Source organism: Candidatus Hydrogenedentota bacterium (genome assembly GCA_012730045.1).
Lineage (GTDB): Bacteria > Hydrogenedentota > Hydrogenedentia > Hydrogenedentales > CAITNO01 > JAAYBR01.
Genome location: JAAYBR010000063.1, coordinates 19304 through 40409, shown reverse-complemented (window position 1 = coordinate 40409; position 21106 = coordinate 19304). Strand labels below are relative to the sequence as shown.

The 21106-nt window shown below is 67.2% G+C and carries 13 protein-coding genes and 1 pseudogene; 6 read left to right on the top strand and 8 right to left on the bottom strand.

The features are described 5' to 3' along the window. Positions 1–380: 380 nt before the first annotated feature. The gene (locus tag GXY15_06795; protein NLV40920.1) at positions 381–2390 is read left to right on the top strand and encodes a hypothetical protein; all 2010 of its coding nucleotides are present in this window, start codon (positions 381–383) and stop codon (positions 2388–2390) included. Positions 2391–2404: 14 nt separating this feature from the next. On the opposite strand, the gene GXY15_06790 is transcribed toward GXY15_06795, so the two are convergent. Then, positions 2405–2935, bottom strand: a complete 531-nt coding sequence (locus GXY15_06790) for an NUDIX hydrolase (GenBank protein NLV40919.1) — start codon at positions 2933–2935, stop codon at positions 2405–2407. Positions 2936–3849: 914 nt separating this feature from the next. Between GXY15_06790 and GXY15_06785 the strand changes: the two genes are divergently transcribed. The 5 genes from GXY15_06785 (at position 3850) to GXY15_06765 (ending at position 9436) form a co-directional block, all read left to right on the top strand. Further along, entirely contained in the window at positions 3850–4620 is a 771-nt protein-coding gene (locus tag GXY15_06785; protein NLV40918.1) for a class II aldolase, read from the top strand. A 12-nt stretch (positions 4621–4632) separates the two neighbouring features. Continuing rightward, the gene (locus GXY15_06780; GenBank protein ID NLV40917.1) at positions 4633–6246 is read left to right on the top strand and encodes an alcohol dehydrogenase catalytic domain-containing protein; all 1614 of its coding nucleotides are present in this window, start codon (positions 4633–4635) and stop codon (positions 6244–6246) included. Beyond that, the gene (srlD, locus tag GXY15_06775; protein ID NLV40916.1) at positions 6243–7037 is read left to right on the top strand and encodes a sorbitol-6-phosphate dehydrogenase; all 795 of its coding nucleotides are present in this window, start codon (positions 6243–6245) and stop codon (positions 7035–7037) included. Before GXY15_06780 ends, srlD begins: the two co-directional genes overlap by 4 nt. A 55-nt stretch (positions 7038–7092) precedes the next feature. Further along, the gene (gene hisS, locus GXY15_06770; protein NLV40915.1) at positions 7093–8544 is read left to right on the top strand and encodes a histidine--tRNA ligase; all 1452 of its coding nucleotides are present in this window, start codon (positions 7093–7095) and stop codon (positions 8542–8544) included. 538 nt (positions 8545–9082) lie between these two features. Beyond that, on the top strand, positions 9083–9436 hold the full coding sequence (locus GXY15_06765; GenBank protein ID NLV40914.1) for a fibronectin type III domain-containing protein: 354 nt from the start codon (positions 9083–9085) through the stop codon (positions 9434–9436). Positions 9437–9480: 44 nt separating this feature from the next. On the opposite strand, the gene GXY15_06760 is transcribed toward GXY15_06765, so the two are convergent. The 7 genes and pseudogenes from GXY15_06760 to GXY15_06730 all read right to left on the bottom strand — a co-directional run bounded on the left by GXY15_06760 (position 9481) and on the right by GXY15_06730 (position 20698). Beyond that, positions 9481–10689 carry an ATP-binding protein gene (locus tag GXY15_06760; GenBank protein NLV40913.1) on the bottom strand — a complete coding sequence of 403 codons (1209 nt, stop codon included), beginning with the start codon at positions 10687–10689 and terminating at the stop codon, positions 9481–9483. Positions 10690–11271: 582 nt separating this feature from the next. Beyond that, a complete protein-coding gene (locus GXY15_06755; protein ID NLV40912.1) occupies positions 11272–13806 on the bottom strand; it encodes a leucine--tRNA ligase in 2535 nt (844 codons plus the stop codon). A gap of 183 nt (positions 13807–13989) precedes the next feature. Further along, the gene (locus tag GXY15_06750; GenBank protein ID NLV40911.1) at positions 13990–17130 is read right to left on the bottom strand and encodes a hypothetical protein; all 3141 of its coding nucleotides are present in this window, start codon (positions 17128–17130) and stop codon (positions 13990–13992) included. A 218-nt stretch (positions 17131–17348) separates the two neighbouring features. After that, positions 17349–18230 carry a hypothetical protein gene (locus tag GXY15_06745; GenBank protein ID NLV40910.1) on the bottom strand — a complete coding sequence of 294 codons (882 nt, stop codon included), beginning with the start codon at positions 18228–18230 and terminating at the stop codon, positions 17349–17351. 15 nt (positions 18231–18245) lie between these two features. Next, complete coding sequence (locus tag GXY15_06740) at positions 18246–19553, bottom strand: UDP-glucose/GDP-mannose dehydrogenase family protein (protein NLV40909.1); 1308 nt, start codon at positions 19551–19553, stop codon at positions 18246–18248. Between the two features lie 119 nt (positions 19554–19672). Next, positions 19673–20092, bottom strand: a complete 420-nt coding sequence (locus tag GXY15_06735) for a hypothetical protein (GenBank protein NLV40908.1) — start codon at positions 20090–20092, stop codon at positions 19673–19675. A 411-nt stretch (positions 20093–20503) separates the two neighbouring features. Continuing rightward, a pseudogene (locus GXY15_06730) lies at positions 20504–20698 on the bottom strand (hypothetical protein). Between the last annotated feature and the right edge of the window lie 408 nt (positions 20699–21106).

The window sequence follows — 21106 nt, the reverse complement described above, 5'->3', positions numbered from 1 at the left end:
CGTGGACGCCGGCGCGGATGCGAAGACGCTCGGTCGCCTGCAACCCGTTTGCGGCGCGGTTGCCTTGGGCGCCCAAGGTTGGCTGCGGTCTCCCAGAGAGACGGCGTTTGCCCTGACAAACGGCGCCGTTGGCTGTCGTGCGGTCTGGATTTGACAGGCACGCGATCCCATTTTCCCTCTTGGCATGGCCGCCCGTTCTCCCCGTTTGCGGGCTGCGCGTCTCTGCCGAAAACGCGTCTTGAGATTCGGCCTTTCTGTCTTCGCCTGCTTGTCCGGCGATGATGCGCGGCTGGTTTCCGGGTGCTTGACCCGGCGGCCCATGCCCCGTACACTACCCCCTCACCCGGATCGCCCGTTCCGGAGAAAGGAATGCTTCACCCATGGCAACCGAACCCCCCGCGCCCCTGCCCGGACGCCGCCCGCTGGCCGTGCTCCTCGTAGCGTTGTCCCTGTCCATCGGATGGGGCATCCGGGGAAATTTCGGCCATGAGGCCGGGGCCATGATCCCCGGGGCGCTGGCCGCCCTGGCCGCCTGCCTGCTCTCGGGGCGGGAGGACTGGCGGGGCCGCGCCCCGTGGTTCGCCCTCTTCGGCGGGCTGGGCTGGGCCTTCGGCGGCTCCATCGCCTACATGTACTGCATCTCCTTCGCCGGATCGGAGCACTGGCCCACGGCCCTCTACGGATTCCTGATCACCTTCTGCGTCGGCGGGCTCTGGGCGGGCATGGGCGGCGCGGGCACGGCGCTTCCGGCGGTCATGGACCGCAAACGGCTGGAAGACTTCTTCGTCCCCCTCCTCTTTGTGCTGGTGCCCATCGGGGCGCACGCGCTGCTGGAGGACACCCTCAGCGCCTGGGCGCAGCAGGCCCTGGCCGTGGACGTGGACGGAACCTTCCTGCGCCACCGCAACCCGCTCTACTGGCTCGACGCCGACTGGCGGCCTGCCCTGGCCGCCCTGCTGGGGGTGTGCGCCTTTGACCTGTGGGACCGCCGTTTCGCGAAGGCGCACCTGCTGGCGGCCTTTGCCGCCGTCGGCGCGGCGGCGGGCTGGGGGGCGCAGCGCCTGCTCGACGCCGTGGGGATGGCCGTGCCGCTGGGACGGCTGCTGGTCGCGCCCCTGGGCGATCTCCACGCGGTCAACCCGGAAACCGGCCAGCTTTTCGACCCCGCGCAGTTCCTCACCAACTGGCCCCAGGTGGTGCTGGACTATCCGCAGCACGGCGGGCTTGCCGTGGGCCTGATTGCGGGCATCACCCTGTATTTCATCAGGTTCGGGAAGTTTCGGCGCGACGCCGGCCTGCTGCTGTGCATGTCCCTGGGCTGGCTGCTGGCCTTCCTTCTTCTGCCCGTGCTGGGCACGATCCCCCTCCAGCGCTGGGGCGGCCTGCGCATGATGCCGCCGCGCAGCGACGACTGGGCGGGCATCACGGGGGTGTTCCTCGGCATGACCGTCTACTGCCTGCGCCGGGGCCTTCGGCCCGTGGCGTGGGCGGGGGCGGTCTCCGCGGCCATCGGCGGCTTCGGCTTCGCGCTCGTCCCCTTTGTGCGGTCCCTGCTCCTGTTGCCCGGCCACGGCCAGCTCACCCCCGGCGGCACGCCGCCCGCCTGGACCCACTGGCATGCCGCCAACTGGCACAGCATCCTGGAGCAGGGCCACGGCTTCTGCCACGGACTGGGAATTGCCGCCGTCATGGCGGTGCTCGCGGCGCGCGCGCCCGGACTCGCGGACCCGTCGCCCCCGCGCAGAAACTGGACCGATGTCTTCGCCGTGGTCTTCCTGCTCTTCGGCGTGGGCTGGCTCAATGTCTTCAAAAACGTGGACGAATGGACCTCGGGAACGGCCCCCGCCGTCCCGGAAATCATGAAGGCCCCGCTCATTGGCGTGCCCCTCGGCGCGGCAACGTGGTTTAACCTGGTCTGGTGGTCGGCGGCCCTCATGGTGACGGTACTGCTGGCGGCTCATCTCCGCCGACGGCTGGACATTGTGCCCCACTCCTCCCTGGGCAAGGGACAGCTCCTCTACATCGCCTTCCTGTGGATGATGGTCATCGCCAACCACGAGCGCGCCCTGGTCCATTTCAGCGAGGGGAGGCTGGTCACGGAGTGGGTCCTCTTCATGAACGCCCTGCTGGCGACCTTCCTGGTGCTGTGGCTGCCGGGGGAGGGCGTCCCCCTGCCCGGGGGCGCGGAGGATGCGGACGCCTGGTCCCTGCGGCGGGGGGCGCGGCGGGCCCTGCCCCTCGTGCTCGCCGGGCTGATGCTGATGGCGGCGGCCACGCGCGTTGTCTACGGGGACAAGCCCGTGCAGCACCCAACGGTGAACCACAAACGCTTCGGCCCAGAGGCCCACTGGCGCATCAAACCCATCCTCAAGGAGGGGGTGCACCGGTAGGCGTGAGGGGCAGCCTAATGCAGGTTGTCCAAATGGTCCAAAAGCCGGTGGAGCAGCACCACGGTCTTCGCGTCGTCAAAACGGTGGTCGCGGAGTCCCGCGCGGACCTCGGCCAGGGGAATCTCCACCACCTCGATGCGCTCGTCCGGCTCCGGGCACCGCTCGGTCTGCTCCAAGTCGAACGCGAGGAACAGGTGGATGACCTCCGAGCAGAAGCCGACGGTCGCGCAGACCCTCCCCGCGTCCACCACGCGCCCGGCCTTCAGGCCGACCTCCTCCTCCAGTTCGATCAGCCCGCGGCGCAGGGGATCCTCTGGTCCCTCCAATTTCCCCGCCGGCGCCTCCAGTAGGTCCCGGTTCAGGGCGATGCGGAACTGGCGCACCAGAATGACGGAGCTTCCTGTAAAGGGGAGGATACACACGCCCCCTGGATGCTCCACAACCTCCCGGTACGCCGTGGTGCCGTCGTCCAGCACCACCGTGCCCGTCCGGACCGTGATGATCTTTCCCTCAAAGACAATGCGGCTTTCCGTCCAGCGTTCCATGGCGTTCTCCCAAGGACTTGGTCGCAGGTATCGCGGCACTGTAACACACCCGGCCGCCCCCCAAAAAATCTTGGAAGGGAATTTGCGTTGGCCGGAAACATGTGGTATACTTCCGGTGTAAGGCAGCCGGGGAAAAGAGCCCTGGGGGGCGTTCCCGACAGTGAGTTGCGAGTTGGATGGAGTTGATTCGCCGAGGGGTTTCACGAGAAGTCGTCGCCTCGGCAGACAGTTGAAAATGCGTGTTGTTCGGAGCGGGTCGCAGTAAACGTCCGCTCGACATGACACTAAATACTATGCGGAGCCGCAGCAGGTTTCCCCCACTTCCTCCCCTCCCCTTCCCCTGTTGTGGCTCCGCACCCTTTTAACCTTCCACACGCCAGCCACTTACGCGCCGACATCCAGCCCCCTCCCGCACAAGCTTGGCCTCTGCCACCCCGCGTCTTTCTCGCCCGACGATGCGCGCGACAAACATGCCCCTCCACTGAACATGACCGCAAGGCGCATCTTGCTGACAACCAGCACCCCGCCCCGCTCCGAAGCCGATGACCGCAGGCGGCACCGGGGTGTCCGGCATGATTGTTTCCGGGACAGTCCCATCAGATTCACCTCCCGGAAAGCGCCTGAAGGGTCCGCCATGCTGCGCGCGCCGGGCCAGATGCCAGGGCCAGCGAGACCCTGGCGGTTCGGGGGGGCGCCCGGGGGCTGCTCCGCCCCGCCACCGTCCCGGCTGCCCTGCCTTCCCTCATTTCCCTGATCGCCGCCGCGAAGGGTTGGCATGGACACACAGGATTCGCTTTCCTTATCCCGTCCATCCCGTCCATCCATGTGATCCGCGTTTCCCCCCGGGGCGCGCGGCGCGGGGCGCTTTTGCTATACTCCATGCATTCCAACACCCCCTGCGGAGCAAAAACACCATGGACAAGCATGACGTTCTGAAGCAGCTCGTGGACATGTCGCACTGCCTGGGCGACCCGTCGCGCACCTTTGCCATCCTGGGCGAGGGGAACACGTCGGCCCGCATTGACGCGGAAACGATGTATGTGAAGGCGTCGGGCACCTGCCTGGCGACGATGGGGGAGGCGGACTTTTTGGAGGTTTCCATCCCCCGGGCGACGGCGATTCTGGAAGACCCGAACGCGGGGGACGCGGATGTGGCGGCGGCGCTGCGGGGGTCGCTGTGCGACCCGTCGGAGAAGCGGATGCCGTCGGTGGAGACGATGATGCACGCCCTGCTTTACCGGCACTACCCGGAATACGGGTTCATCGGCCACACCCACCCCGTCTCCACGAACGCGCTCATGTGCTCGATCCACGCGCGGGAGGCCGCCATGGGCCGTCTCTGCCCGGACCACATCGTGGTCATGGGCCACAAGTCCGTCTTTGTCCCCTATGTGGACCCCGGGCTGGTGCTGGCGCGGGAAGTGCGGGAGCGGGTGGCGCGTTATGTGGAGGAGGAGGGCGTGCTGCCGAAGGCGATGCTGCTGGAGAACCACGGGCTGTTCGCCCTCGGCGCGACGGCGAGGGCCGTCATGAACATCACCGAAATGGCCGAAAAAATGTCGAAGATTCTGCTGGGCGCGTACAGCGCCGGCGGCCCGCGCTTCATGAGCGGCGCGGACATCCGCCGGATTGACACCCGCCCGGACGAAAAATACCGCCAGAACACCCTCGGGCAGGAAAAGTAAGGAGCGCACCCCATGACACTGAGCGAATTCAAACAGGCGGCGAAGCCCCTCCCGGCCGAATACCGGGCGTGGCAGGTCTTCGGCGCCGGGCTGGAAAACGTGGGCCGCGACGGCCAGTCCGTCCCCCTGCCGCTGCGGGAGCCGGCGGACAACGAGGTCATGGTCCGCGTGGACGCCCTCGGCCTGTGCCTGTCGGACATGAAAATCATCGCCCTCGGCGGCAACCACCCCCGCCTGCGGGGCCGCGACCTGGCGAACGACCCGACGGTCCTCGGACACGAGTGCGCCTGCACGGTGGTCAAGGCCGGAAAACAGTGGGCGGACCGGTTCCAGCCGGGCCAGCGGTTCATCGTCCAGGCGGACATCTATTACAAGGGCGTGAACGACGCCTTCGGCTACATGATCCCCGGCGGCCTCGCCGAATACGCCTATGTGGACGAGCGCGTGCTCGACGGCGACGAGGGTTGCTACCTGCTGCCCGTGCAGGACGCCACCGGGTACAGCCAGGCGGCCCTCGCGGAGCCCTGGGCCTGCGTCGAAATGTCCTACGACCTCACGGAGCGGCTGGAGCCCACCGGCGCGGCGCAGTTGATCGTGTCCGACGCGCCCGGCGCGCTGAAGGCGCAGCTGCCGAACGCCCGGGTCGCCGGCACAGATCTCGCCGGACTGGCGGAGGCCGACACCTTTGACGACATCGTGCTGGAGGGCGCCACCCCCGCGCTGGTGGAGGCCCTCGGCAAACGCCTGAACCCCAAGGGAAACCTTTATCTCCTCGGCGCGCCGAAGGAGGACGGCAAGGCCCCCCTCGACGTCGGCGGCATCCATTACCAGGCCAAGCGGATTCTGGGCGGCGGCGCCACGCTGGCGGAGGTCGCCGCCGCGAACGCGCGCAACGACCTGCTGCCCGGCGGCACCTCGCTGTTCATCGGCGCGGGCGGCCCCATGGGCCAGATGCACGTCCAGCGGGCCATTGAAAAGGCCGACGGCTCCAAGACCGTCGTGGTCACGGACCTTGACCGGGGCCGCCTGAACCACATCGTGGCGCGTTTCGGCGACCTGGCCGCCCGCCGCGGGGTGGAGCTGGTGACGCTGTCCCCCGCCGACTTTGCGTCGCAGGACGAGATGAACGCAAAAATCGTCGAACTCGGCGGCCCGGAGGGCTACAGCGACGTGGTCGTCCTCGCACCGGTGCCCGGCCTGGCCAGTTTCGCCGTGGACCTCGCCGCGCCGCGCGGCTTCGTGAACGTCTTCGCCGGGCTGGCCGTCGGCACGGTGGCCCCCCTGGCCGTCTCGAAACTCTGCCAGGGCGTCAAGGTCATCGGGTGCAGCGGTTCGCGCATCTCCGACCTGCGCAAGGTGCTCGCCCTGGCCGAGGCGGGCGAGCTGGACACCAACCGCAGCGTGGCCGCCATCGGCGGGCTCAACGCGGCGCACCACGGGCTCAAGGCGGTGAAGGAGGCGAAGTACCCCGGCAAGACCGTCATCTACACGCAAATCCCCGAACTCCCGCTGATGTCGCTGGAGGAGGTGAAAGAGAAACTGCCCGGGGTCGGCGCGAAGCTGAGCCCCGAGGGCGGCTGGACCGTGGCGGCCGAGACGGCCCTGCTGGAGAAATTCGCGCAATGAAGGGCATCACACTCGAGGGCCGCAAGGCCGTGGTCACCGGCGGCGCGCAGGGACTCGGCGCCGCCATCACGGAGCACCTCGCCGAAGAGGGCTGCGACGTCGTGGTGTGGGACATCAACCTGGAGCAGGCAAAGGCCACGGCGGCGGACGTCGCCGCGCGCACCGGGCGCCTCGTCGAGGGGCGCGCCGTGGACGTCACGGACGCCGACGCCGTGCGCGACGCCGTGGACGCGGCGGTGGCGCTCATGGGGCGGCTGGACGTGATGGTCTGCAACGCGGGCATCCTCATCGCGGGCGACTCCCTCACCTTCGACGCCGACAAGTGGCGCAAGGTGATTGACGTGGACCTGACGGGCTATTTCCTCTGCGCCCGCGAGGCCGCCCGCGTCATGGTGCCGCGCGGCCGCGGCTCCATCATCCAGATCAACTCCAAGTCCGGGAAGAAGGGCAGTTTCCGGAACAGCGCCTACGCGGCCGCGAAATTCGGCGGCGTCGGCGTGACCCAGAGCCTCGCCCTCGAGTTCGCCGAGCTGGGCGTGCGCGTCAACGCCGTCTGCCCCGGCAACCTGCTCAACTCGCCCCTGTGGGTGAACAGCCTCTTCAAGCAGTACGCGAAGAACCAGGGCATCACCGAGGAGCAGGTCCGCCAGAAGTACATTGACCAGGTCCCCATGAAGCGCCCCTGCGAATACCGCGACGTCACCAACGTCGTGGTCTTCCTCGCCAGCGACGCCTCCGGCTACATGACCGGCCAGGCCGTCAATGTCACCGGCGGACAGGAAATGAAATAGGGGCCCGATTCCCGGCGCGCCCGCGCGCCCCCGGAACGAAGGACACCACGGCACCATGGACGAGAAGATCAAGCCCCAGACCCTCAGGGGTTTCCAGGACCTGCTGCCCGCCGACATGATCGCGCGGTCGGCGGCCGTGGAGACCATCCGCCGCACCTATGAGCGCTACGGGTTCCTGCCCGTGGACACACCCGCCCTGGAGCGCATGGACATCCTGACCGGCACCGCGGGCGGCGACACGAACAAGCAGATTTTCGAGCTGGCGACGCCGGAGGGCGAGGCCGCCGCGCTGCGCTTCGACCTCACCGTCCCCTTCGCACGCCTCATCAGCCAGTACCGCGACGAGATGAAGCTCCCCTTCCGCCGCTACCACCTCGGCCCGGTCTTCCGCGCCGACAAGCCGGGCCCCGGCCGCTTCCGCCAGTTCACCCAGTTTGACATTGACATCGCCGGGGCGAACACGCTGGCGGCGGACGCCGAGGTCATCGCCGTGCTCTGCGACGCCTTCCGCGCCCTGGGTCTCGGCGCGGCCGGCGGCGCCCCCGCGCTGTTCCAGGTCCGCATCAGCAACCGCCGCCTCGTGGACGCCCTGCTGGAGGGCAACGGCATCACGAACCTGGAGACGATCAAGCACGTCCTGCGCGTCATGGACAAGCTCCAGAAGATCGGCCCGGAAAAGATGCGCGAGGAGCTGGGGCCGGGGCGCGTGGACGAGTCCGGCGACCCCATCCCCGGCGTCGGCCTGGAGCCGTCCCTCATTGGCAAGATCTCCGACTTCGTCGCCGTGGCCGCGCCCACGCGCGCCGGGCTGCTGGAGGCCCTCGCCGACCACCTGCCCGCCACCGAGCAGAGCGCCCAGGCACTCGACGAGATGACGGAGCTCGCGGAGTACCTGGAGGCCCTCGGCGTCGGCGAGGACGAGGCGGCCTACGACCCCAGCCTCACACGCGGCCTCGACTACTACACCGGCCCGGTCTTCGAGATCATCCTGCCCGGCGCGCCCGAGTTCGGCTCCGTCGGCGGCGGCGGCCGCTACGACGAGCTCTGCTCCCGCTTCATCGAGGAGAAAGTGCCCGCCACCGGCGCGTCCATCGGCGTGGACCGGCTCCTGGCCGCCCTGACCCACCTCGGCGTCGCGCACCGCGCCAAATCCATCGCCCAGGTCTGCGTCGCCACCGTCGGCCGCGTCCCCCGCAAAGAGGTGTTCAAGCTGGCCCGCGAACTCCGCGACGCCGGCCTCAACACCGTCACCTACCTCGGCAACAAGAAAAACATGGGCGCCCAGCTCTCCGACGCCGACCGCTACGAGATCCCCGTCGCCGTCATCCTCGGCGAAGACGAGCTCGCCAACGGCCTCGTCGCCGTCAAAGACCTCATCGCCGGCAAGGCCGTCCGCGAGAACATCGCCACCCGCGAGGAGTACCGCCAGGCCGGCCGCGAAACCCAGACCACCGTCCCCCGCGCGGAAATGGTCGCCGTCATCCGCCGGATCCTCGAACAGGGGTAACACGACGTCACGACGGGCGAAAAGCGCCCTCCCGTGCCCGTCAGAGCTCGCCGCCAACACGTCATGGCGAGCGAAGCGAAGCCATCTCGTTCCCGCCATAGCTCTTCCGACAAGAGATTGCCGCGTCGGCCGGGGCGACCGACTCGCAATGACGCGGTGAGCGGCGGTCTTGTGATGGTCTCCCCCTCAGTACGTCATGGCGAGCGAAGCGAAGCCATCTCGTTCCCGCCGCGGCCCCGGCACAGCGCGTCATGGCGAGCGAAGCGCGGCCATCTCGTTCCCGCCATGGCTTTGCCTGCACGAGATTGCTTCAGGCGCTGCGCGCCTTCGCAATGACGGGGAAACATGCGTCATGGCGAGCGAAGCGAAGCCATCTCGTTCCCGGTACGGCTTTGACTTTCACCGCCTTCTCTATGTCCTTTGTGTCTTTGTGGTGAACCTCTCCGGAATTTTCACCACGAAGGCACCAAGAACACAAAGAAGACAGGCCGGACACTTTTCCAGCGTTGCCTCCCTTCCCGGCCCATCCCGCCCATCGGTGTTCATCACGGTTCATCGGTGGTTTCCTCCCTCTTCCTCCGGAGACCCGGCATCCCCCCGCCATGCGCGCACCCTCCGCGCCGTCCTAGAAGACGGCGGCACCCTCGCCCTCGGCTGGAAATCCCCCGTCCCTGGCGAAGGCCACGGCCGCGTCTGCGCCTACCTCGTAGAACGCCGCGAACAGCCCGCCCCCAACGCTCCCCTCACCGAATGGACCCAGATCGCCGTCGCCCTCGAAACCAGCATCACCCTCACCCGCCAGCCCCGCGCCCAACAGCTTGAATACCGCGTCGCCCCCGTGAACAATGGAGGCGCTGGGGTGCCCAGCAACACCGCCAGCGTGGTGCTGTGAGGGGGGCTCAGCCAAAGTTGCAACACACATCTTCCCCTTGCAGGTCAACGGCAATTGTTTTGTGGGCGTCTGAATCTGCCTTCCTCTGTGTAATGCGGACAATGGGAACGGCCAAATGCGTTCCATAGAACATCGAACAAGGGGCGGAGTTCCATATCGATAGGCCTCGAATTGTCTTTGATAACCACATCAGGAAACACTAGAACATCTCTGTCAAGAGCTTTTTCTTGATCAGACCAAACACCATTCCAGAATTCCATACGCAATCCGAATACACCAATCATACTCATCATCACGACAACCGGGAACACTTCGCAAAACGGACCCAATCCCTCTAGGTATCTCTTTAGTGAGTCAATGATCATAATTTCAAAGCTGGGGCTTGGAAAAGGTGATGGTACTTCAGATGCACTACAGGAGACCGCCTCTATTCGTCCATCACGATACACTTGACAGTACCCAAGATCATTCTCAGCACCGCCCATAACCAAGAATCCATCGAGATTGAAACGTTTTCCTGCTTGGTGCCCCATCGGCGTTTTGAATTTCTCCGGACTCATGTTCAGCCGCTCCAAATCTATCACTGAATGTGAAAGCCCGAAGGACATGGGCACAACATGAAGGATAACCTTGGCCCCATTTCTCAGTTCAACAGGCGTTTCGTTTGCCATGATTCTTCCTAGTCTTTCGTCCCGAAATTTTCTGATCTTTTCAGCAATTGACTCCGACAAGGAAAACGCGGCCCTGAGTTCAGAGACCCCCATTACTCGTTTCATGTTACCAACCCGAACATGGAATCTGGAGTTCGCCTTAACGCAGTGCGGACCAGACCAACTCATGGGGATGTGAATAACTAGGACGATGACCCCTTTCGAACTCGTCCTTTTTTCTATTTCTATTCCAAATATCTCTGGTTCAATACCGTTCCGAAGGATTTCCTGCAAACGCCTGATTTCCTGATCAAGATTCATGTCCGCATCCAGTCCACAAATCTCGTAAGCAGTCCCTTTCTCTTCGCGGATGCCGTAAATAATGTGTCCACCGCCGGCATTGGCAAACGCGGAGACATCGGCCAAGAATTCATTTTTCGCATTGGCCTCATCTCCTCCGCTTTCCATGCTCGCGCTCTTGTCCCTAAGTATCTTCTTGGGCAATTCCCGCTTGAACTCAATCTCCTTGTCTTCCGGGACTTCATTGTCAACCAGCGCCTGAATGTGTTCCCATGTTACTTCCTTGAGATTCTTGGGGAGCATGACACGATCCTCCTTTCGGATATGCGGCCCTTTCACCGTGACGGCCTGTCCCTCAGGCGCAATCGCGGTACTTGGTCCATTCTGTCCCATTGGCACGCGGGGAAGCAATCTGCTCGCGCGGAGGGTCTTCCGACAAGAGATTGCCGCGCCGGCCGGGGCGGCCGACTCGCAATGACGCGGTGAGCGGCGGTCTTCCTTATGCCCCTGCACAAACGCGTCATGGCGAGCGAAGCGCGGCCATCTCGTTCCCGCCACGGCCCTTCCGACAAGAGATTGCCACGCCGGCCGGGGCGGCCGCCTCGCAATGACGCGGTGAACGGCGGTGGTGTGGTGGATCATCGCTCGCCGTGACGCGTGTTCCCACGTCATTGCGAAGGAGCGGAGCGACTGAAGCAACCTCGTTCCCGCCACGGCTTCGGCTTCCCCTTGCTCCCAAACCACGCGCCCCCTGGGATCGCCAGGCTCTAGCCTGGCCTCTTGGTCTTTCCCGCGCGGGCCTGTCCATGGCACGTTTCCCGGAAAGCCAAGCTGGAGCTTGGCGATCCCAGGGAGGCGGGATCTTGGGGCGTTCCGTTCCACTGCTCACTTCACCACGAGGTTGACCATCTTGCCGGGGATGTAGATTTCCTTGACGATGGTCTTGCCTTCGAGGTGGGGGGCGACTTTGGGGTCTTCTTTGGCCATCTGGAGGACGGTGGCGGCGTCGGCGTCGGCGGGGACTTCTACTTTGCCGCGGAGTTTGCCCTGCACCTGCACGGGAACCTCGATGACGTTCTCGACCAGGAGGGACTCGTCCCATTCGGGCCAGGGGGTGTAGGCGAGGGTGCCGGTGTGGCCGAGGCGCTCCCACAGCTCTTCGGCGAGGTGGGGCGCGAAGGGGGACAGGACGAGCACAAAGCCCTCGAGCACTTCGCGGTCCACGGCGGGGGCCTTGAGCGCGGCGTTGACGAACTCCATCATGCGCGCGATGGCCGTGTTGAACAGGAGGCTCTCGATGTTCTGGGTGACGGCCTTGACGGTGCGGTGGAGCTCCTTCACGAGGGCGGGGTCGCCGCCGGACGCGACAACGCGCGGGTGGAGGCCGCCGTCCTCCGCGATGAAGAGGGACCAGACGCGGCGCAGGAAGCGGTGGACGCCCTGCACGCCCTCGTCGGTCCAGGGCTTCTCGCGGTCGAGGGGGCCCATGAACATCTCATAGAGGCGGATGGAGTCGGCGCCGTACTGGTTCGCCACCTCGTCGGGGTTCACGACGTTGTAGCGCGACTTGCTCATTTTCTCGATCTGGGAGTGGACCGGGGCGCCGGTGTCCTTGAGCACCACGGCGTCGCCGCGCTTCTCCACCTCGTGGGGGTAGTGGTACTTGCCCAGCCCGTCGCGGAAGGAGTAGGCGAGGATCATGCCCTGGTTGAAGAGCTTCTGGAAGGGCTCGGCGGTGGAGACGTGGCCCGCGTCGAAGAGGACCTTGTGCCAGAAGCGGGCGTAGAGCAGGTGGAGCACGGCGTGCTCCGCGCCGCCGATGTAGAGGTCCACGGGCATCCAGTAGGACTCGGCCTCCTTGGACCACGCCGCGTCGTCGTTGCACGGGTCGCAGAAGCGCAGGAAGTACCAGCAGGAGCCGGCCCACTGGGGCATGGTGTTCGTCTCGCGGCGGGCGGGTCTGCCCGTCGCCGGGTCCGTGGTGTTGACCCAGTCCGCGGCGCGGGCGAGGGGCGGGTCGCCCTCCGCCGTGGGGCGATACTCGTCCAGCTCGGGCAGCATGACGGGCAGGTCCGTCATGGGAACCGTGGCGATGGTGCCGTCCTCGCGGCGGATGATGGGGAAGGGCTCGCCCCAGTAGCGCTGGCGGGAGAAGAGCCAGTCGCGGAGCTTGTAGTTCACCGTGCCCGTGCCGATGCCCCTCTCCTCCAGCCAGGCGGTGATCTTCCTCTTGGCGTCGGGCACGCGCAGGCCGTCAATGAGCGGGGAGTTCACCAGCACGCCGTCGCCCGTGAAGGCCTCCTGCGCGATGTCGCCGCCGGAGATCACCTCGATGATGTCCAGGCCGAAGGTCTTCGCAAACTCATAGTCCCGCGTGTCGTGGGCGGGCACCGCCATGATCGCACCGTAGCCGTAGTCGGCGAGGACGTAGTCCGCCGTCCAGATGGGGATTTCCTTCCCGTTCACGGGGTTCACGGCATAGGCGCCCGTGAATTCGCCGGTCTTGTCCTTCTCCTCGCGCATGCGGTCCTGGGCGCTCTTCTTCGACGCGGCCCCGATGTACGCCTCCACGGCGGCGCGCTGTTCCGGCCGCGTGATCCGGCGCGTGAGCGGGTGCTCCGGCGCGAGGACGCAGTAGGTGGCGCCGAAGAGCGTGTCGGGGCGCGTGGTGAACACGGTGAACTCCTCGCCGGAGCCCGCGACGGTGAATTTGACGTCCGCGCCCTCGCTGCGGCCGATCCACTCGCGCTGCATGGCCTTGATGCCCTCGGGCCAGTCCAGCGTGTCGAGGTCGCGCAGGAGCCGCTCGGCGTAGGCCGTGATGCGCAGCATCCACTGGCGCATCATGCGGCGCTCCACGGGGTCGCCCGTCTCGACGTAGCGGCCGTCCTTCACCTCCTCGTTCGCCAGCACGGTGCCCAGGGCGGGGCACCAGTTCACCGGCGCCTCCACCTCGTAGGCCAGCCCGCGCTCGAAGAGGACCGTGAAGATCCACTGGGTCCACCGGTAGTACTTCGGGTCCGTCGTGTCAATCTCGCGGTCCCAGTCGTAGGACAGGCCCAGCCGCCGGATCTGGCTGCGGAAGGTGTCGCAGTTGGTCTTCGTGATGACCGCCGGATGCTCGCCCGTGCGCATGGCGTGGCGCTCCGCAGGCAGGCCGAAGGCGTCCCACCCCATGGGGTGCAGCACGTTGAATCCCTTCATCCGCTTGAAGCGGGCGACGATGTCCGTGGCCGTGTAGCCCTCCGGATGGCCGACGTGGAGCCCCGCGCCGCTCGGGTAGGGGAACATGTCCAGCACGTAGTACTTCGGCTTGGACCGGTCCACCTCGGACTTGAAGGTTTTGTTGGCGAGCCAGTAGGCCTGCCACTTGGCCTCAATGGCCGAAAAATCATACTGGCCGGGGGTCTGCTCGGTCATGTAAAACACGCCTCCATAAACGGTTACGTGGATGGGTTCCGGACGAGGCCCATAGCATAGCACATCCCCCCGCGCGGGCGCATGGGCGGAACACGGAGGGGATGCGCAAGGCGAGTAGACGCGGCATCTTGCCGCGTTCTTCGCGTCAACGAAAGGAGTCAAGAACGCGGCAAGATGCCGCGTCTACTTTGCGGGCAGGGGCTCGAGTTCGGCGACGGCGGCGAAGTTGTCGCCGGCGGCGCTGCTGAGGGCCACGAACTTGATCCAGGAGGTTTTCACCGGGGCGGCGAATTTCACTGTCTGCGGGGCTTTCCCGGCGGGAAATTCGCCCTCGGCGACGGGGCCTTTCCAGTGGCGGCCGTCGGGGGCGGTGTACACTTCGTAGCGGCCGATGTAGGCGTTGGCCACGTCCTGCCGGGGCAGCACCTTGAGCCCCGCCAGTTTCATCTCGCGGGCATACTGGATGCGCAGCTCGTGCGGGTAGGGCACCGTCTCATCGGAGAAGGGCGTGTGCCAGATCGTGTCCGGGTCGCCGTCCACGGCGTTCTCGGGGGCGAATCCCGACGCCGCGCTGTCGGCCTCGATCCGCACGACGGACGACGTGCCTTGGGCGAAGACCCGGCGGAACACGTCCGGCTTCACCTCGTGCTTCGGGGCGAAGGCGTCCGAGCCCGCGTAGGCCAGCAGGGAGCGCCGCAGGGCGGCGGCGGCGGGGCGCTTGTCCAGATCCTTGGCGATGTCGAGGGTGCAGACGAGCAGCCGCCCCTTCCCGACCTTCGCCTCGAAGACCGCGCCCAGCTTCCGGTTCTTGTTCCAGTCGTCAATGCCCTGCACCAGGGGGAGGAAGCCCTCCGGAAAATCGTCCAGCCGGACGAACTGCGACTTGTCCAGCAGCTCCCACCACTGCCAGTCCGTGTGGCCGTCCGTGGGGAACGCGGCGAGGGCGGGGTGCGCCGGGTCGCACAGGATGCCAAGCTGGCGGTTTTGGCCGGGGAACCACTGGGTGTTCCAGAAGATGGGCTCGAAGGCGCTGCGCACGCGCCGCATGGGCGCGATGACCTCCGGGCACAGGAGGACCGTGCCACCGCGCTTCAGTTTCTTCTCCACGTCGCGGGACCACTCGGAGGCGAGGGTGACGCCCTCCGGCGCCTCCTGCGGCGCGGCGGGCGGGTAGACCCACACGCTCCACTGGTTCAGGTAGGGCGTGCCCTCCAGCACGACGGAGATCGTGTAGCGCCCGGGAGCGGTGACGCCCGCCAACGGCCAGGACAGGTCACCCAGGGCGGTGCCGTTGCCCAGGGGAATGTCGCGCGGCTCCCACGCGCCCTCGGCGACCGCCTGCCCCTGCGCGTCGCGGATCATCCAGCCGGGTTTCGCGTTCTTCAGGGGCTTCTCGCCGAAGTGGGCGATCTCGGCGCGGGCGGTGAGGGTCTCCCCGGCGGTCCAGACGAACTTGCCGACGCGCAGCAGGGGCACGGTCTCGCAGGTGAAGCGGCGGAACTCGCCCGCCGACACGGCGCCCTTGTCGTCCCAGAAGGCGTCGAGGAAGCCCTCCAGCGCGCTGCCCTGTCCGGGGAAGTCGTGCAGGGCGAGGAGCTGGTAGCCCCCCGCGCCCGGCGTGCGCAGGACGGCCTCCATGTCGGCCTTGTACATGAGGAGCTGGAGACGCCCCGACGCGCGGGAGAAGGGAACCGCCAGGTCCGGCATGCCGTTGCGGCGGAGGCTCTCGCGGAACCCGATGAGATTGCGCGGCTCCAGGGCGCCGGTGTACTTCGGGATCTCCTCGTAGCTCGGGTAGACGCACCACTGGCCCAGCTCATGCGAGACGACGGGGCCCGTGGCCCCCTCCATCACCTTGACGTAGTCCGTGTCCGTTGAGGGAACGACGGGCCGCCCGTGGATGCGGTAGGGGATGCGGTTGCGCTCGGGCAACACATGGTAGTCGCTCACCGGCAGCTCCGGCCATCCGGAGCAGGTGGTGTAGAGGCGGCGCGGGTCCTTCTTCTGCCAGTGGGGCACGATGTCGTTGAGGAAGACCTCCTTGTCCGGGCCGCTGGGCTCGTTGCCCACGGCGAGCATGGCGAAGGACGGGTGGTTGCCGTAGGCCTCCAGGATGCGGTCGCTCTCGTCGCGGATGAATTGGTCGAGGTCGGGGAACTTGCCGAGATCGGTCCACACCGGCGTCTCCACCTGGAAGGTGATCCCCGCGGCGTCCGCCGCCGTGAAGGCCGCCTCCGGCGGGCACCACGAATGGAAGCGGAGGTGGTTCAGCCCCCAGCGCCGCACGGTGGACATGATCTTGTCCCAGTAGGCCGCATCCGTCGGGGGATAGCCCGTGAGCGGGAAGATGCAGCATTCCAGCGTGCCGCGCAGGAAATGGGGGTTGCCGTTAAGGGTGAGCTGCATGCCGTCCGCCGCGATGTCGCGGAAACCGAAGGAAACGCGCCGCGTGTCCTCGCGGGCGGCGCTCCCGTGGTTGGCCACGGTCCGCACGACCAGCTCGTGGAGCTTCGGGTGAAACTCATCCCAGAGGGCCGGGGCGCCGTCCAGCGGGACTTCCAGTTCGACGGTCTGGTCGCTTTTGGGCGCCACCCGCGCCTGGGCCTGTCCGCGCGCCGCGCCCACCTCGCCGGACAGCCGCACGTCAAAAGGATGGTCCATCAGGTTGCGCAGGACCACCCCGGCGCGCACACGTTGGGCGGCCGCCTCGGGGAACACGCGCACGGAGACGATCTCCACGGGAGGCAGGGTCCGCATCTCCATGCGGCCCACCACGCCGTTCCAGTTGGTCTGGGTGTGCTCCGTCACGGAGTGCGCGTTGACCCCCACGGGGTATTTCATCGAATTGTCCACGCGCAGGCAGAGGATGTGCGGGCCGGGCGTCAGGGGGGGGAGGGGATACACATGGGGCGCGCAGAGGCTGTCGCGCATGCCGGCCTCCACGCCGTCCACCCACAGCCGCGTTTCCCAGTGGCAGCGCTCCAGAAAGACCTCGACGGGCAGGGACTGCCAGTCCTGGGGAATTTCAATGGAACGCTGGTACCACGCCGCGCCCGTGTAGGTGACCTTGCGGCTGAGATAGGACCGGTGCGGCTCCGTGTCCGGCGTGCCCTTGCCGTTCTGGTCGAGCGAGCCCGGCAGGGTCACCGTCTCCGCAAAGGGCCGGGCCGGCCAGTTCTCCGTCAGCCCCCGGTTCTCGGGGTCCAGTTGGAGCCGCCATTCCCCCGCGAGGGAGAGGGGCTCCGCGGCAAAGGCCGGCATCGCGGCGCACACACAGATTCCCGCAAGCACACCCGCCAACGACCAAGCACGCACCTTCCGCATGACCGGGCCCTCCAGGACTGGGGTTGTGAACCGGCGGCTCCTTGCGGACCGCACGGCGATTATAGCCAGCACGAAGGCCTGTGGCAACGCGGTACGGGAGGGGAGAAATCCGACCGATCCGACGGATCCGACCGATCGGTCCGATCAAGAGGGTCGGACGGGTCGGACAGGTCAGACTTGTCGGACCTGTCAGACGTTTTCGGCGTGCGGTCTTCGGCTCACCCCCCGATCAGCAGGCTTCCCGCGCGGAGGGCGGTCTTGCCCTCGGCGTTTTCCACCGTGAAGGCGAGCCGGGTTGCCCCGCCGTCCGCGGGCCGCCGCGCGTGCAGGCGCAGGGTGATGTCGTCGCCGGGGAAGACCATGGCGGTGAAGAGGCAGGACACTTCGCGGACGCGGGCGGGGTCGCCGCCGGCCTCGGCGTTGACGAGGGCGGCAACGGCGCGGGAGAGGGTGGCCGTGCCCTGGTACAGGATGCCGGGCAGGCCGACGAACCGGGCGAAGGCGGGGGAGGTGTGGATGGGGAAATGGATGTCCGCCCCGGCGTCGTACCAGTGGGCGGCCAGCCGCGGGACGGGCAGCGTCTTCTCCCACAGGGGCGGGGCGTCGTCCGGCGCGTCGCCGCCGCCGCGCAGGGCCTCCTCGCCGCGTCCGGGGCCGTCGCATTTCACGCCGCGCAGGAGCCCGCCGATGCGCTCGGTGAAGACCGCCGCACCCGTCCCGTCCGCGGCGGTGTACTCGATGACGAGATGGGTGCCCGCGCGGTGGGGCAGGATGGCGGCGACGCGCCCGGTGACCGTGAGGAGTTCCTCGGCGCGCAGGGGGCGCGCCCAGGCGATGTGCTCGCTGTAGTGGACCTGACGGGAGAGAATCTCGGCGGGAAACCCGGTGTCCCCCCAGTGCTCCGCGAAATGGGCGGAGATGGGCCAGGTGAGCGCCACGGCGAGCATGGGCGGGGCGGGGAGGCCGTCGGATTGGGTGTCATCGAGATAGCGCGGGTTGTCGTCCTCAACGGCGGCGGCGTAGTTCATGGCGCGCCGCGGGGTGACGCGGACCTCCAGGGGGCGGCAGGTGCGGCCCACATACTCGGGGGAGACGATCACGGCGCGCCTTTCCGCTCAGGCCTTGGGCCGGCCGATGCTGTAATACTCGAAGCCGTTCTCGCGCATGACGGACGGCGTGTAGAGGTTGCGCCCGTCGAAGATGACGGGGGAGCGCATGAGCGCCGCCATGCGGGCGTAGTCCGGGCGGCGGAACTCGTTCCACTCCGCCGTGATCACGAGGGCGTCGGCCCCCTCGAGGGCGGCGTAGTACTTGGGCACCACCTTCACGCGGCCGCCGTAGCGGGCGTGGACCTTGTCCCCCGCCACGGGGTCGTACACGCGGACCGCCGCGCCGCCGTCCAGCAGCGCGTCCATGACCGTGAGGGCGGGCGCGCCGCGCAGGTCGTCTGTGCGGGGCTTGAAGCTCGCGCCCCAGACGGCGAAGGTTTTCCCGGCAAGCTCGCCGCCGAAGTGCGCGCGGATGCGCTCGACAAACTGGGTGCGGCGGCGGTCGTTGACCTCCTTCACGGCGGCGACCAGCTCGTGGGGCACGCCCTTCTCGCGGGCGAGGCGCATGCACGCGGCCACGTCGCGGGGGAGCCCCGCGCCGCCGTAGCCGATGCCCGCGAAGAGGAAGGTCGGCCCGATGCGGCCGTCGGACCCGACAGCCTCGCGAACCTCGGCGATGTCGCAGTCCCAGGCCTCGCAGATGTCGGCCACCTGGTTCATGAGGGAGATGCGGGCGGCAAGCATGAGGTTGGTGGCGTACTTCGCCATCTCCGCGCTTCGGCGGCCCATCATGAGCACCGGCTTGCCCGTGCGCACGAAGGGGCTGTACAGTTCGCGCATGATCTCGCGGACCCGGACGTCCTCGCAGCCGACGATGACGCGGTCGGGGCGCAGGAAGTCGTCAATGGCGGTGCCCTCCTTCATGAAGTCGGGGTTCGCCACCACGTCGCAGGGCTGCCCGCTGGTCTCCCGCAGCAGCCGCTCCAGCTCCTCCGCCGTGCCGGGGGGGCTCGCGGTCTTGTTCACGAGGATCTTGTACCCCGACATGGCCTCCCCGACCTCGCGCGCCGCCACCAGCACGTTCGAGATGTCCGCCTCGCCGTCCTCGCGCACCGGCGTGCCGACGCACAGGAAGATCATGAGGCAGTCCGCCACGGCCTGGCGCAGGTCCGTCGTGAAGGACAGCCGCTCCTCCTCAATGTTGCGGACCAGGAGCTCCTCCAGGCCCGGCTCGTGGATGGGCACGTCCCCCGCGCGCAGGCGCGCGACACGGTCCGCGTCCCGGTCCATGCAGACGACCTGGTGCCCGGTCTCAGCCAGGCAGGTGCCCGTGACAAGGCCCTGGTGGCCCGTGCCGACAACGGTGATTTTCATGGGGGCAAGTCTCCCGCAGGGAAGTTTCCCAACAAGGGCGCGCGGCCCGGACACCGCGTCCGGACCGCGCCCCGCCTGTCTATGCCTTTAGCAACGCCGGAATCCGGCGGTGGGGACGATCAAAGCCCGTCCACCGACATGCCGGTGATCAGCCAGTTGCCGTCTTTCTTGGTCAGGACCAGCTCGACGCTGACGGAGCCGGCCGCGCTGGCCAGGTCCACCGGGTACACGGTGCAGGTCTCGCCTTCCTTGGTGTACTGGGCGTCGGCGAGGGTGACTTCGCCCTCCTCGAGGTATCCGGCGTCAATGGCGTCCTTGATGAAGTCGCCGAGCGTCGCCTTGTCCTCGGCCTGGTCGGACGTGAAGTCCTCGGAGATGGAGGTGAGGAACTTCTCGACGTTCTTTTCCGTCAGGCCTGCGGACCACGCGGCGATGGTCGTCTGGATCATCTCGTCGTCCGACGGCTTCTTGGTGGTCGCGCAGCCGGTCACAACGGCGGCGAAAAGAACAACGGCCAGGGTCAATGCAACGCGCTTCATCTCGGTTCTCCTTGTCTTGCTTGGGGTGTGCGCCGGCAACGCACCGGACAGCCGTACAGAGTGTAGCAAATCCCGGCGGGGAGAATGCAAAGCGGAGCGGCGGGGGAACACGGTGGCGCACGCGGGAATCCCGGTCCTCTTCGTCCATAGTGTCCATAACGTCCATAGTGTCCATGGACGTTATGGACGTTATGGACGTTATGGACAGTATGGACAACGTGAATAATGGGAGTGCGCTGTGCCGGGCTGGAGCCTGGCAATACCGGGTGCACGGACCCGCGGAAAGAAAGAAAACCCCCGGCGGCCGGGGCCGCCGGGGGTGAAGGTAACTGTTTTACTGGGGAATGGTCAGATGACCGCAGTTCCGGTCGAAGTCGTGGGACTCACCTCATCCCAGTCATCGTCACCCTCCGCAGCAGGCGCGGCTTCGGGCGCCGCCGCCTCGGGGGCCGCTTCAGGGGCCGCAGGCGCAGCCTCGGGAGCAGCTGCTTCGGGGGCCGCCTCGGGCGCGGCTTCGGGCGCCGCTTCCGGAGCTGCCTCAGGAGCCGCCGGCGCCGCTTCGGGCGCCGCTTCGGGCGCCGTTTCCGGCGCGGGGGCGGGGGCGGCCACGGGGACTTCCGCCGCCTCGGCCGCGTAGCCGCCGGGCTCGTACAGCGTGAGGCTGATGGAGCTCTCGTACCAGGAGCCGTTCATCTCGTTGAACGCGCGCAGGTCGCGGACAATCTCGCCGACCGTCAGAATGATGGAGTCCACCTCCGCGGGCACGGTGTCCGGGGCGAAGATGGCCATGATCTGCCGCGCCACCTTCTCATAGATGCCCGTGCGCACGAAGAGCCCGCTGTACCGCGGAACCTCGGGGTCAATCGGCGGTTTCTGCGAGGCGAAGAAGTTGCTCGGCTGGCCGGCCTTCACGCGGTCCACCAGCGCCTTCAGCCCGTCCAGGCTGTTCGAGAGCATGAGCACGTTCTCGGCGCCCGCCTGATACAGCGGCACCGGAACCGGCAGGGTGATCTT

Excerpts from the sequence above, each read along its gene's own strand:
- GXY15_06790 (NLV40919.1), bottom strand. The coding sequence starts at position 2,935 with ATGGAACGCTGGACGGAAAGCCGCATTGTCTTTGAGGGAAAGATCATC.
- srlD (NLV40916.1), top strand. The coding sequence starts at position 6,243 with ATGAAGGGCATCACACTCGAGGGCCGCAAGGCCGTGGTCACCGGCGGC.
- GXY15_06760 (NLV40913.1), bottom strand. The coding sequence starts at position 10,689 with ATGCTCCCCAAGAATCTCAAGGAAGTAACATGGGAACACATTCAGGCG.
- GXY15_06755 (NLV40912.1), bottom strand. The coding sequence starts at position 13,806 with ATGACCGAGCAGACCCCCGGCCAGTATGATTTTTCGGCCATTGAGGCC.
- GXY15_06740 (NLV40909.1), bottom strand. The coding sequence starts at position 19,553 with ATGAAAATCACCGTTGTCGGCACGGGCCACCAGGGCCTTGTCACGGGC.
- GXY15_06785 (NLV40918.1), top strand. The coding sequence starts at position 3,850 with ATGGACAAGCATGACGTTCTGAAGCAGCTCGTGGACATGTCGCACTGC.
- hisS (NLV40915.1), top strand. The coding sequence starts at position 7,093 with ATGGACGAGAAGATCAAGCCCCAGACCCTCAGGGGTTTCCAGGACCTG.
- GXY15_06750 (NLV40911.1), bottom strand. The coding sequence starts at position 17,130 with ATGCGGAAGGTGCGTGCTTGGTCGTTGGCGGGTGTGCTTGCGGGAATC.
- GXY15_06780 (NLV40917.1), top strand. The coding sequence starts at position 4,633 with ATGACACTGAGCGAATTCAAACAGGCGGCGAAGCCCCTCCCGGCCGAA.
- GXY15_06735 (NLV40908.1), bottom strand. The coding sequence starts at position 20,092 with ATGAAGCGCGTTGCATTGACCCTGGCCGTTGTTCTTTTCGCCGCCGTT.
- GXY15_06795 (NLV40920.1), top strand. The coding sequence starts at position 381 with ATGGCAACCGAACCCCCCGCGCCCCTGCCCGGACGCCGCCCGCTGGCC.